This is a genomic window from Paenibacillus puerhi (assembly GCF_009846885.1).
Taxonomy (GTDB): domain Bacteria; phylum Bacillota; class Bacilli; order Paenibacillales; family NBRC-103111; genus Paenibacillus_G; species Paenibacillus_G puerhi.
In genome coordinates, this window is the sequence record NZ_WUWM01000007.1 from 86,216 (window position 1) to 98,867 (window position 12,652).

General features: G+C 51.8%; 11 protein-coding genes. 2 read left to right on the forward strand and 9 right to left on the reverse strand.

All coding sequences use genetic code 11. The features are described 5' to 3' along the window. Nucleotides 1-101 precede the first annotated feature (101 nt). Entirely contained in the window at nt 102-2,042 is a 1,941-nt protein-coding gene (thrS, locus tag GSF01_RS07855; protein WP_159882619.1) for a threonine--tRNA ligase, read from the reverse strand. A gap of 312 nt (nt 2,043-2,354) precedes the next feature. After that, nucleotides 2,355-3,281, reverse strand: a complete 927-nt coding sequence (locus GSF01_RS07860; protein ID WP_159882846.1) for a putative sporulation protein YtxC — start codon at nt 3,279-3,281, stop codon at nt 2,355-2,357. Between the two features lie 231 nt (nt 3,282-3,512). Here GSF01_RS07860 and GSF01_RS07865 point away from each other — a divergent pair, with 231 nt between their 5' ends. Next, on the forward strand, nt 3,513-4,532 hold the full coding sequence (locus GSF01_RS07865) for a GGDEF domain-containing protein (RefSeq protein WP_235941346.1): 1,020 nt from the start codon (nt 3,513-3,515) through the stop codon (nt 4,530-4,532). Between the two features lie 109 nt (nt 4,533-4,641). Next, entirely contained in the window at nt 4,642-6,201 is a 1,560-nt protein-coding gene (locus GSF01_RS07870) for a L,D-transpeptidase family protein (protein ID WP_159882623.1), read from the forward strand. Here GSF01_RS07870 and GSF01_RS07875 read toward each other — a convergent pair. The 7 genes from GSF01_RS07875 to metA all read right to left on the reverse strand — a co-directional run bounded on the left by GSF01_RS07875 (nt 6,198) and on the right by metA (nt 12,644). Next, a complete protein-coding gene (locus GSF01_RS07875; RefSeq protein ID WP_159882625.1) occupies nt 6,198-6,443 on the reverse strand; it encodes a helix-turn-helix domain-containing protein in 246 nt (81 codons plus the stop codon). The two genes, GSF01_RS07870 and GSF01_RS07875, sit on opposite strands and share 4 nt — an antisense overlap. Before the next feature lie 158 nt (nt 6,444-6,601). Continuing rightward, nucleotides 6,602-7,027, reverse strand: coding sequence for a VOC family protein (locus tag GSF01_RS07880; protein ID WP_159882627.1), 426 nt, complete (start codon nt 7,025-7,027; stop codon nt 6,602-6,604). A gap of 103 nt (nt 7,028-7,130) precedes the next feature. Next, entirely contained in the window at nt 7,131-7,349 is a 219-nt protein-coding gene (locus GSF01_RS07885; protein ID WP_159882629.1) for a hypothetical protein, read from the reverse strand. Nucleotides 7,350-7,619: 270 nt separating this feature from the next. After that, the gene (gene mqnC / locus GSF01_RS07890) at nt 7,620-8,759 is read right to left on the reverse strand and encodes a cyclic dehypoxanthinyl futalosine synthase (RefSeq protein ID WP_159882631.1); all 1,140 of its coding nucleotides are present in this window, start codon (nt 8,757-8,759) and stop codon (nt 7,620-7,622) included. A 172-nt stretch (nt 8,760-8,931) separates the two neighbouring features. Next, nucleotides 8,932-9,969 carry an EAL domain-containing protein gene (locus GSF01_RS07895; protein WP_159882633.1) on the reverse strand — a complete coding sequence of 346 codons (1,038 nt, stop codon included), beginning with the start codon at nt 9,967-9,969 and terminating at the stop codon, nt 8,932-8,934. Between the two features lie 549 nt (nt 9,970-10,518). After that, nucleotides 10,519-11,721, reverse strand: coding sequence for an aminotransferase class I/II-fold pyridoxal phosphate-dependent enzyme (locus tag GSF01_RS07900; protein WP_159882635.1), 1,203 nt, complete (start codon nt 11,719-11,721; stop codon nt 10,519-10,521). After that, nucleotides 11,718-12,644: a homoserine O-acetyltransferase MetA gene (metA, locus tag GSF01_RS07905; protein WP_159882636.1), complete on the reverse strand. Its 927-nt coding sequence runs from the start codon at nt 12,642-12,644 to the stop codon at nt 11,718-11,720. Before metA ends, GSF01_RS07900 begins: the two co-directional genes overlap by 4 nt. Nucleotides 12,645-12,652 lie beyond the last annotated feature (8 nt).

Genomic DNA, 12,652 nt, shown 5'->3' on the forward strand with positions numbered 1-12,652 from the left:
CTCCAGGAAGGAAAGATTCTATACACGGCCCCATGTCCGGCAAAGCCAAAAGGCCTTCCCGGAGGAAGGCCGCATATGAGCATTCACTTTCTCTATCTACACTAGGAAATGGTCTTAGTCGTAATATCTTCTTGGATCATCGCGATGACCTGTTCGATGCTTTGAGCCCCTAGATCGCCCTCTCCGCGCTTACGTACGGAAGCTCCCTGGGACTGAACTTCATTCTCGCCGACAACGAGCATATAGGGGATTTTCTCCAGCTGGGCTTCTCGGATTTTATAGCCAAGCTTTTCATTGCGCAGGTCGGCTTCAACCCGGATGCCGGCCAGCTGCAGCTTCTCCTGCAGCTCACGCGCATAGTCGTCGAAGTTGCCCGATACCGGCAGCACCTTCGCCTGAACGGGGCTAAGCCAAGTCGGCAAAGCGCCGGCGAAGTTCTCCAGCAGGAACGCCGTCATCCGTTCCATCGTGGAGATGATCCCGCGATGGATGACGACAGGACGGTGCTTCTGACCGTCGGCACCGACGTATTCTAGCTGGAACCGCTCAGGCAGCAGGAAATCAAGCTGGGCGGTGGATAGCGTTTCTTCTTTTTTGAGCGCAGTCTTGATCTGTACATCAAGCTTCGGTCCGTAGAACGCCGCTTCCCCTTCCGCTTCGAAAAACGGCAGGCCCAGCTCCTCGACTACCTCGCGAAGCATGCGCTGGGACATTTCCCACATCTCATCGTTTTGGAAATATTTCTCCGTATCCTTCGGATCGCGATACGACAGACGGAAGCGGTAATCCTTAATGCCGAAGTCCTCATACACGTGACGGATCAAATTCACTACCCGTGCAAACTCTTCCTTAATCTGATCCGGACGGCAGAAAATATGGGCGTCGTTCAAGGTCATGGCCCGAACGCGGTGAAGGCCTGTCAGCGCACCCGACATCTCGTAGCGATGCATCGTGCCGAGCTCCGCGATCCGTACCGGCAGGTCGCGGTAGCTGCGCATATCGCTCTTATAGACCATCATATGATGCGGACAGTTCATGGGTCTTAGGACAAGCTCCTCATTGTCCATAACCATCTTAGGGAACATATCCTCCTGGTAGTGCTCCCAGTGACCGCTTGTTTTGTACAGCTCCACATTGGCCAATACCGGCGTGTACACGTGCTGATAGCCAAGGCGTTCCTCCAGATCGACGATATAGCGCTCCATCGTCCGACGGATTTTGGCGCCGTTCGGCAGCCAAAGCGGGAGCCCTTGTCCCACCTCGCTGGAGAAGCCGAACACCTTCAGCTCCTTGCCAAGCTTGCGGTGGTCGCGTTTCTTGGCTTCCTCGAGCAGATGAAGATGCTCCTCAAGCTCCGCTTTTTTGGGGAAGGCAGTACCATAGATGCGCTGCAGCATCTTGTTCTTGGAGTCCCCGCGCCAATAAGCGCCTGCTACGCTAAGCAGCTTGAATGCCTTTATCCGTCCTGTGGATGGCAAGTGAGGCCCCCGGCAAAGGTCAAAAAACTCACCCTGATCATAGATAGTGATGACGGAATCCGCAGGCAGATCGTTGATCAGCTCCAGCTTTAACGGGTCCTCCAGATCGCCGAAAATGCGCAGCGCCTCGCCGCGGCTCACCACACGGCGGCGGATCGGCAGATTCTCCTGTACGATACGCTCCATTTCCTTCTCGATCTTAAGCAAATCCTCAGGGGTGATGGAGGTTTCCAGATCGATATCATAGTAAAAACCATCCTCGATGACAGGACCGATACCGAGCTTAACCGTTTTTTCCCCAAATATCCGCTTAATGGCCTGTGCCATCAGATGAGCCGTGCTGTGACGGTATACCTCAAGACCCGCCTCACTATCGAGCGTAACGATCTCAAGAGCAGCATCCTTATCCAATTCCGTGCTCAAGTCGACAGGTTGTCCGTCAACTTTTCCAATCACCGCATTTTTCTTCAAGCCGCTGCTGATCGACCCTGCGACTTCCTCAATGGTAATTCCCTTCTCGTACTCCCGGACCGCTCCGTCTGGAAAAGTTACTTTGACTGACATGCTTAAACGACCTCCGTATTCAACTAAAATAAGCGCATTCCTCCCGTAAAGGGACGAGTGCGCTTGGCTCGTGGTTCCACCCTAATTCAATCCGTGTCCAGGCAGCCAGGCTGCGTAAGTCATGGCCAACGGATCCTCCAGCATTCGCTAACGGGAATGACTCGGCGGCCTATACTTGACTTCCCGGAAGGAGAAGCGTTCCATGCCGCGGCTACAAAGGGGTAAACGACAGATGCATAAACCGAAGGGGCTTGCAGCCGGGTCCCCTCTCTCTGGACGGCGCCTCAGTCATTCATATCTTTGATCATGGCCTTAAATCTTATTATATTCGGCTGCGGTCGAGCGGTCAAGATTTTGGCACAGCCTGCAGTAGCCGCATACCTCCACCCGATTTTCGAAGATTTGCCGGATCGTTTTGATCACCTGGACATCGGGCTCGCGCGTATGCATATAGATCGTTTGCGGCGACACCGAAATCAGCGTGCTCACGATCATATCCTCGAAGTTCATATCCTTCTCAAGCATCTCCACCGTAACGATGGCTTCCGCGTCATCCGTCTCGATCCTTTCCATGCGATTATTCAAAAGAAGGAACTCATTCCCTCCCTTATGTATCAGATGGACGAATGGGGTCTTCGCTTCCTGAATATACACAAAGTACTGCAGCAGCGAAATAAATTCCTGATACTGGCGGTCCATCATAAATTCATCGATCGCATATTCGACCACGTCCCGCAGCTCCTGCTTGTACCCCCGCAAGCGAAAGCGGATCAGGCCATCCATATGAAGCATCGTTTCCTCGCTGATATAAGCTTCGATCTCGCCGGCCAGCTTCTCCTTGCGACGTTTCAGAGCGCCTCGCTCCCCTTCCTCGCCTCCCTCTCCTGTGCCGTCCAAAATCTGCCTGCAGTAGGATAGAATTTGTTCGATGTCGGCTTCCAGCCGGTAGTGGAAATCGTTCCGGATCAGCTTGCCGAGAAGCCCCCGCTCCTCCTCCAACATAACATACTCCGCCAACGCCTCCGCTGCTTCCGCATACAATAGCGGTCCATCCTTATGCAGCTGGAAGCCGGGAAGCCGGCCGATAAGGTCAATTCTGTTCATGCCAGCTTGCTTGTCGGTTAGGATTTGTATCTTCTCTTCCGTATGTAAAAGGTCGCCTGTTCGTGCAAAGGCGCGTCCCAAATGCTCTGCTTGCGCTTCCGAACGCACCGTGGCTAGTACGGTTAACAGCCTCATCACGGGTCCAACTCCTTTCGGTGCCGTTGCTTTCGTCCTTTTCCTTTAAAGTATATGGCCCACGAGTACCATATATACAAATAACAAGCGGCCATGGTATAGTAATAAATGAGATTTACACAGAATTGTGGAGTGAGTCCTATGGTTTTTGATGTGGTTAATCAAGCCAAGTTGCCGCGTTGGAACCGGAGGTTCTTAAACGGTTATTGGATTATAGCTGTAATAAGTATCGTGGTAAGCGCAGTAATTGCCGGGATCGACAGCTCCAATCATTCACAAGATTACCCGATTGCACTTATCGGTCAGTTTGCAAGCTGGACCTGCATCGGGCTTTTAATCGTTGAAACCGCTCTGAAGCTGCTCAAGCGCTGGAGCGATTATATTGTGATTATGGGCGCTCTGATCCTGTCGCTCAATCTGATTACGGCCTTTCCGTTGGTGGGTCCCACCTTGACAACGTTGTTTTTGCCGATACTGACCTCCGTTTTTTACTTTCAAAAACGTAAGATTTTGTTTGCCTTCGCCGTTAGTATGATTGCCTACTGGTCCGTCTACGGACTGCAGCTGCAGAATATACCGGGTTACTCCTGGATTGATCTGTTCGTGATGACGAACATTTTGATCATTTGTACGTTTCTGGGCCTGGAAGTCATGAGACGCGGATCGGATTTGATGAAGGATCTTCGTTCCACCATCGCTTCCGAGCAGGATCTTCTGGTAAAAAATATATTGATGGATAAGCTGGCTAAGACGGATGCGCTTACGGGTCTCTACAACCACATGTCCTTTCATGAATATTTGGAGGAGCTGATCCGGCAGGGCGAGCAAAACAACTTGACCTTTCAACTTGCGCTGCTGGATATCGATCACTTCAAAAAAGTTAACGATACGTATGGTCACCGCGCTGGGGATGCCGTCCTCAAGAAAGTCGCCCGTATCTTCCAGGAGCTTGTCTCAGCCAATGATTTTCCTGCGCGTTATGGGGGCGAAGAATTTGCCATTCTTTTTACCGAGACCGATGTTCGAGATGCTATGCATCAGCTGGAGCGTATCCGTCAGCATATCGCCTCGGTACGCCATGAGGAGCTAGACGGCAATCCGATCACCATCAGTATCGGCCTGCATGCGTTTCATAAAAACTGTACAAAAGAGGAACTGTTCGGAGGTGCGGACACCGCGCTATATCGCGCCAAGCATAAAGGCCGTAACCGGATAGAACTGTATCAGGAGCCCGTAACCTTGACATCTTAGGGTGCAAGGTTTTTTTCATCCCTAAAATGATACATATTGTATTATTATTGAAGTACTTCGTCTATTATGATACTATTTGTATCATAATAGAGTCGCAAGGAGGATTGTGATGCAGCCTGTACGAGGTCGGTTCCCTTCCCCACAAGCAGTCCAATTGGTGCGCTTGCGCAAAAACTTGTATGTGAATCGCTTTGACCCTCTTTACCATGAGAAAGTCATCCGCTATTTGGACCCTCATTCGCCTGAGGCGCATTTTCGCTTAGGGCAGCACTATGAGCTGAAGGACATGAGAAATAAAGCTATCCAGCACTACAAGCAAGCCATGCATGCCTACCCCTCCGAATTTTACTATCCGGCCGCCGCCTCCATCCGCCGTCTGAGCAAGCAAGAAGAGGAAAGTCTGCTGAACAAGGAACGGACCTTTGTTCCGGACAACTCAAGCGCAAGCAAACGGGCTCTTCCCTTATTTTTAAAGGTTTTGCTGCTTACGCTGCTACTAGCCAATGTTCTTCTGCTGCTTCTGTTTTTTACGCCGCCGGACGTGTCCAAGGTTGTGACATTCCTAAAACCCTGGCCGGTCGTCGGTAAATCAGTCACTTACGAAAGTCTAGAGAGTCCCTTTATGCTGCCTATCCCTTACGGGCAATCGGAGCAGGACGTCGAGAACCTTCTGCACAAGAAGACGCTGAGCCTCGCCAACACTTATCCGAGCGCGACGATTGTTTTGTACGGAGTCGCTACACCGGCCAAGAACACCGAATTGAATGCCGTTCCGTTAACCGAAAATGCATGGAAAGACCAAGCATTCGTGGTAGCCGAATATAATCCTGCCATTGATCGGGCGGTAAAAATCCGGTTTCTTCAACCGGAGCTGCTCAAAGCGCACAATCAGGCTTCCGCCAGTCTTGTACGGACGGCCTTGCTTTCGTATAAGCAACAATATGGATATGCTCCGGCTCTCGTTTCTGATTTGCTTCATGCCTATCCGCATAATTATTTAAGCTTTCTCCCTGAGGAAGCCGGATCGGGTTCGGACGTTGTCCGGACCTTTTTTGATGGAAGCGGGGGGTGGGTGTATGATCGTGAGGCCAAGTCAGCGGAGGCCATGTTTTTTCCGAACACGGAATACGGGTTGGGAGGAGATAACGGGGAGATCCATGCTGCACAGTCCATCCCTTTCGAGCCTTTGCGCCTCTGGGTGAATCTGTCCGAGCATACGGTAGAGCTGTGGAGCGGCAAGCTAACTATCGCTCGTTACAAGGTGGGGCTGGGAGCGGATAACTCCACGCCCGCAGGCCGCTTCCAAGTAAATCAGCGAGTATGGGCACCGCTAGGCCGCACTCCCGGCGTATACGGCACAGTGGCGCTTGGCTTGGGCGACATCGCGCTTCACGGCACTTCGGACGAGGACTCCGTCGGGGCCAATCGCTCCCTTGGCTGTATACGGCTGAACAATACGGACATGGCCGCGCTATTTCAGCTTGTGCCTTTGGGAACCGAGGTCATCATCCATCATGGGGATGAGAAGAGCATAGCAGACGCAAGCTTGGAGGATACACGCGGACGGGCCGGCGGAGCTTATGGCGATTGGCTATTTCCCACTGAGCCTCCGATCATGGATGAGTCCCGAGAGCGGGCGGATAACACCCTCTTTCATTGGCTGGGTTAGCCCTGATAAGGCAGCGCCGCCCCTTCTTTCTTTCCGTCATAGCCTGCCAAGCGGAGCAGTTCCTCGGCATCGCTCTGTTGAAGAGCTCGGGCCAACGAGAAAACGGCTTCCGGACTGGGAACCAGCTCGTCCTTCTCGATCGCATGGCTTAAAGAATAGCTGATGCCTGCTTTCTCGGAGAGCTTCCGAAGCGTAAGCTCTTGCTGCTGGCGTAATTGTTGGATACGCTTGCCAAAGGTCATGGAATCACCTGCTTTCCTGATTTAAAATCAGCCTGGCCGGCCCTCCGTAGCAAGAACTGCTGCGGAAGGCATGTTCCGATCGGTACAGGCACGGCCTCAAGGATGGGTCCGACATCATCCAAGGCCTGCGCAAGCTGTTGGAAGTTTACGCTAATGGATTAACCCGCCTGATTCTGTTCATAGCTGAGCTGCCATTCAATCCCGAATTTATCCGTCAGCTTGCCGTAACACGGGCTCCAGAAGGTTTCCTGAAGGTCCATGCTTACCTGGCCGCCTTCCTTCAGACCATGGAAATAAGATTTGATGTCATCCATGTTCTTACTGACGACGGCTAGACTTATGTTATTTCCCGTCGAAAAAGGCATACCCGGGAAGCAATCGGAAAACATCACGTTGCTTCCGTTAATCGTAAGCCTGGCATGCATAACTAACGATTTTGCCGCTTCGGGCAGCGTGTATTCCGGATTAGGCGGCGCCTCGCCGAAGGTCATGATCTTGGGCTCCTCCGTCCCGAAAACCTTTGCATACAGCTCTATGGCTTCCCGACAGTTTCCATTGAAGGTCAGATAAATATCAACGGCCATCTCAAACACTCCCTTTGCGATATTGGATACCACTTTTATTATACACGGATCGGGACAACCTACATACGCAAAAAACGTACCGGCCATGCAGGCGGACTAATCATTATATTTTATTATTTTTTATCCAACCCATTATTCTTAGAGTACCTAGAACAGAAATAAGAAAAAGTCCTAGAACAATAGTAACCCATCTTCCCAACATTCCATTATCCATCTCAGAAATGTTCCAAATGAGAAACACCCCAGAGCCCAAAAAAGCCAGATACATAAAGACAGTAGGAATAATCCAAGCAATCCGCAATTTAATATTTTTGTTAGACATGTATGCCTCCTCAATACGGGATGAACAGCAAAAGCTCCCTCCCTTCGTATTATCCACCGTGTTCGGTTTTATCGGAAAGTGCTTAATTGTTGCTGATTCCACGAGTTGAGCCTGGCTCGCGAGACGACAAAGAACGCTTATCCATACTAATCCCTCCGATTGGATTAAGAATAGACAAGCGTCGTCGTTATTACGGTCGGATGTATAGCATATCCGATATTAAAGCCTTATTATTTGAAATGCCCGGTCAATATCGCCTAGGCTTCCATCCTAATTCTGCATCACAAAATCGTTCTCAACCTTCGCGTTCACATCGTCAAACACTCGCAAAATCTCGTATTTCGTATTCCGCTGGGCTGGAATCTTGCCGGCCTGACGGATCAGGTCCAGCGTCGAGCCGATGTTGACCTTATGCGTCGTGCCTGCGGCCGAAACCACGTTCTCTTCAATCATCGTCGAGCCGAAGTCGTTACAGCCGAAGTGCAAAGACTGCTTGCCTACCTCCGGCCCCATCGTTACCCAGGAGGACTGGAAGTTCTTGATATTGTCCAGCATGATTCGGCTGATGGCCACATTCTTCAAATAATCCTCGGCGCCAAGCTTCTCGGCCTTCAGGTTCGTATTATCCGGCTGGAACGTCCAGGAAATAAACGCCAGGAAGCCTTCGGACGAATATCCGGCCCGGATGCACTCATCCTGCGCTTCGCGTATGCGCAGCAGATGCATCGCCCTCTCCTCATGCGTCTCGCCGAAACCGATAACCATCGTAGCCGTGGTGTTCATGCCAATGCGATGGGCTGTCTTCATGACATCCATCCATTCGGTCCAGGAGCCCTTCTTCCGGCTAATCTTCCGGCGTGTCCGGTCATCGAGGATTTCGGCGCCCCCACCGGGCAGCGAATCCAGACCAGCTTCATGCAGCGCACGAACGACTTCCTCCAAAGACAGTCCTTCGGACACTTCCTTCATCTTCATGATCTCTGCTGGCGAGAAGGAGTGCATCGTAATCTGCGGGAACCGTTTCTTAATCTCACGGAGAATATTCGTATAATAGGTAAATGGAAGATCCGGATTGGTCCCGCCCTGCATCAAAATCTCGGTACCGTTCACATCAAGCGTTTCCTGAATCTTCTGGAAAATCGTCTCGTCCGGCAGTACGTAGCCTTCCTTCGAGCCGGGGGCTCGGTAGAATGCGCAAAACCGGCAATATACATCGCAAATATTCGTATAATTTACATTACGGCCGATGACGAAAGTCGTAATCGGGTCCGGATGGTGCCTTAGCATCAACTGATTGGCCACATGGCCCATTTTCTCAATCTGGTCCGATTCATATAAGGCTATGCAATCTTCTACGCCCAACCGGTTGCCGGCAAGCGCTTGTTCCAAAATACGGTCGACGGAACTCATCGCAGTCATCTCCTTTATCCTTTCCATCCTACCACAATTCGCCCGTATTTCGCTAGAACCAAACCATTCCGAACGAACGAACGTACGTGCGACGCAGAGGCATTTGTTAAAAAACGTTCAAATGCATACAGAAAAACCGCCGACACACATGGGCCGGCAGTCGTTGCTTGCTTCAGGCAGGAAGTATCCTTCGGTGATGATCCATCTTTTCCTTCATTTGCTTCAGCTGCTGCACCCGCTCCTGATCGGGCACAAGCGGCTGCGGACGTGCAAAATAAAATCCTTGGACCATATTGACTCTCATCTCGACTAAAGTGTCTGCTTCCTCCTTGCGCTCGACGCCTTCCGCAATAACTTCGCAGTTGATATGCTCGGCCACATGCAAAAGCGCCTTTAGCATCGATTGCTTCACAGAGATTTGATCAATATTCGAGATGACGGAACGATCGATTTTGATCATGTCAGGGATCAGCTCCGAGATCGACTGCAGACTGGAGTACCCCGCGCCGGCATCATCCACGGCAAACCGGAAGCCATGTGCCCGGAACGCCTTCATAACGGCACCCAGATGCTCGAAGTCCCGGATCGCGTGTCGTTCCGTAATCTCCAGCACCACCTGGGAGGAGGATACCTCCGGGTAAGTGTTCAGAAGCTCGAGCAGTTGATTCAGAAACAAGGGATGCCCCAAGGATACGGGGGTGACGTTGATAAATACTTGTTCCCGGATTCGCCGTTCGGAAATTTCACGAAATGCTTTCTTCAGCACAACGAACTCCATCCTGCTGAGCAGATCGGCCTGATAGGCCAAATCGAACAGTTCGGCAGGCGTGTGAAAAGGCGTATTTTGCGGACCCCGGGTCAAAATCTCCCAGCCAAAAATATCGCCGCTGGACAAGTTCATGATCGGCTGCGCCAGCACGCTAATCTTCTCATGCTTCACGATCTCCAGAAGCTGGTTTCGAGCTTCGCTGAAATGAGCCGGCAGCTTCTTGGTGGCGATGGAACGAGCATAATGATAAGCATGCTGCACGGCGGCCGCCGTATTCTCGATATCCGGCCCAATGACGTAACAGCCGGAGACGAACTGGGCGGACTCGCAGCGGATACCGGCAGCTTGTCCTTGATGCTGAAGACGCCGTTCGAGCTCCCTTTGGAGCAATTGGCTTTTTCGCTGCAGCTCGCCGAACTCTGTTCCCGGATTGACTTTCACGAATAGGCAAAACTCATCATCCCCGCATCGCTTCACTCCGATGAGGTCAGAAGGACTGTAATAAGTAGGGAGAATCGTTAGCAGCGACTGCTTTATGCACGCTTGAAGCGCCGCTAAGGCTTCGTAGGAAGATGATGCGAAGAGATGATGATAATTTTCCAGATGCAGTAAAATTAACGCGCATGAATTTCCTGATTTTCTATACGCCTTCACCAAAGAAAGAACCGGATCACGGAATATAAATTCCGGGGGAAAATACCGAAGGGAGTGGCTGGAGAAGGGCAGTCGGCAAATCATTCTGATTCTCTGTATCCAGTCACTGCCCAAAAAAGAAAGCCTCATAAAGTCTCCCCTATCCGCGCAAGTTGTGTTATCAACCTTCATCATAGCATGAGTTCATTAAAGTGAACAGAGTCCCTTTTCCCAAAAAAAACCGCTGCAGCCTCAGCGGGCGCAGCGGTTCACTGGATCAAGGAAGAAGCCATGATCTATCACGATGTAGACATACAAGAACGGACTGCCCTTCGGCCTAAACCCGGCGTCGTGGCATTAACCAGGCAGGGTTACCCCTTCCCCGACTTCCTGTTTAGCAAGCTCGATCGCCTGAGATAGGTCAGCGATCAAATCTTCAACATGCTCGATCCCGACGGAATACCTCAGCAGCTTGTCATCCACGCCGACCTTGAGCCGGATTTCTTCGGGAATGTCTGCGTGCGTCTGCACCGCCGGGTAAGTCATCAGCGATTCTACGCCCCCGAGGCTCTCAGCGAAGGCGATCAGGCGGATATGCCGCAGGATGGGCTCGATATAGCGGGCATCCTTCATTTTAAAGGAAAAGATACCTGTATTGCCGGAGGACTGGCGGTTCTGAACTTCATATCCCGGATGAGTAGGAAGCGCCGGATAGTACACCGCCTCCACGTCGGGATGCTGCTGCAAATATTCCGCTATACGGGTCGCATTAAGCTGATGCCGCTCCATGCGGATCGCGAGCGTCTTCATGCCGCGCATCAGCAGCCAGCTGTCCTGCGGGTTCAGCACGGCGCCGATCGAATTGTGCAGGAAAGCTATTTCTTCCGACAGCTCCTTGCCCTTCGTCACAATCAACCCGGCTAGCACGTCATTATGGCCGCCCAAATATTTGGTCGCGCTATGTACCACGATATCGGCTCCAAGCTCGATCGGACGCTGGAAGAACGGCGTCAGCAGCGTATTGTCCACGATGGAGAGAATCCCTTTCGCCCGGGCCCATGCACAAACCTTCTCGATATCGGTGATCATCATCAGCGGGTTAGTCGGCGTCTCGATCACAATCGCCTTGGTGTTAGGCTGCGCCAGCTGCTCCAGCGCCTCCAGGTCGTTCGTATCTACATAGGAGGCGGTGACTCCGTATCTCGACATCACCTTCTCGATTAACCGATACGTACCGCCGTACAGATCCAGCGAGACGATAAGATGGTCGCCTTGGCCGAACTTGGCGAACACCGTCTGCAAAGCGGCCATCCCGGAGCTGCAGGCAAATCCTGCATCCCCGGATTCGAGCTCGGCGATCGCATCCTCAAGCACCTTGCGCGTTGGACTCTTCGTTCTGGCATAGTCGAAGCCTGTGCTTTTTCCAAGCTGCGGATGGCGAAAAGCTGTCGCCTGATAGATCGGAAAGCTGACCGCACCTGTGACAGGCTCCTCCAGCGAACCGATTTGAGCTAAGCGGCTTTCTATTTTTAACTGCTCCCGGTTTTCATTTGAACTCATATCACGTAATCCCCCTTATATAGATCGTAAGGCGTCTCTTGGTACACATAGTAGTTCAACCAGTTGGAGAACAGCAGGTTAGCATGGGCGCGCCACGTGTTGAGCGGTGTTTTAGTCGGGTCGTCGCCTGGGTAATAATTTTTCGGTACGGCAATATCCATCCCTTTGTTGATATCGCGGTCGTATTCCGCTTTCAAGGTACACGCATCATACTCGGAATGTCCCGTTACGAAAATTTGGCGTCCGTCTCGAGTTGCGACGATGTACACGCCCGCCTCCTCCGATTCGGACAGGATCTCCAGCTCCGGCACTGCCTCGATGTCCTCGCGGCGAACCTCTGTATGACGGGACTGGGGGGCCTGGAACATCTCGTCGAACCCGCGCACCAGCTTAACGTTAGGTCTCGTAACCGAGTGTGGGAATACGCCGAACACCTTCTCGCTGAGCCCATACTTGCGTATCCCGAAGTGATGATACAGACCGGCTTGGGCGGCCCAGCAAATATGAAGCGTCGAGGTAACATTCGTCTTGCTCCACTCCATGATTTGACGAAGTTCATTCCAGTAGGTGACCTCTTCGAAATCCATCGTTTCGACCGGAGCGCCGGTGATAATCATTCCGTCCATCCGGTCATACTTGATGTCGTCGAACGTTTTGTAGAACTGCTGCAAATGCTCTACAGAGGTATTCTTGGATGTATGGGTCTTCGGGTGCAGCAGGACGAATTCGACTTGCAGCGGCGTATTGCCGATCAGACGAAGCAACTGCGTTTCCGTCGTTTCCTTCGTCGGCATCAGATTCAGGATAACGATACGAAGCGGGCGGATGTCCTGTTGAAACGCGACGCTTTCATCCATAACGAAAATATTTTCGTTGCTCAGTACTTCTTTGGCGGGAAGATGGTCCGGAATTTTGATTGGCACCTGGATTC

What these genes read in the sequence shown, in the direction of transcription:
- GSF01_RS07860 (WP_159882846.1), bottom strand. Translation starts at nt 3,281, where the DNA reads ATGAGGCTGTTAACCGTACTAGCCACGGTGCGTTCGGAAGCGCAAGCA.
- thrS (WP_159882619.1), bottom strand. Translation starts at nt 2,042, where the DNA reads ATGTCAGTCAAAGTAACTTTTCCAGACGGAGCGGTCCGGGAGTACGAG.
- GSF01_RS07900 (WP_159882635.1), bottom strand. Translation starts at nt 11,721, where the DNA reads ATGAGTTCAAATGAAAACCGGGAGCAGTTAAAAATAGAAAGCCGCTTA.
- GSF01_RS07875 (WP_159882625.1), bottom strand. Translation starts at nt 6,443, where the DNA reads ATGACCTTTGGCAAGCGTATCCAACAATTACGCCAGCAGCAAGAGCTT.
- GSF01_RS07870 (WP_159882623.1), top strand. Translation starts at nt 4,642, where the DNA reads ATGCAGCCTGTACGAGGTCGGTTCCCTTCCCCACAAGCAGTCCAATTG.
- GSF01_RS07885 (WP_159882629.1), bottom strand. Translation starts at nt 7,349, where the DNA reads ATGTCTAACAAAAATATTAAATTGCGGATTGCTTGGATTATTCCTACT.
- mqnC (WP_159882631.1), bottom strand. Translation starts at nt 8,759, where the DNA reads ATGAGTTCCGTCGACCGTATTTTGGAACAAGCGCTTGCCGGCAACCGG.
- GSF01_RS07880 (WP_159882627.1), bottom strand. Translation starts at nt 7,027, where the DNA reads ATGGCCGTTGATATTTATCTGACCTTCAATGGAAACTGTCGGGAAGCC.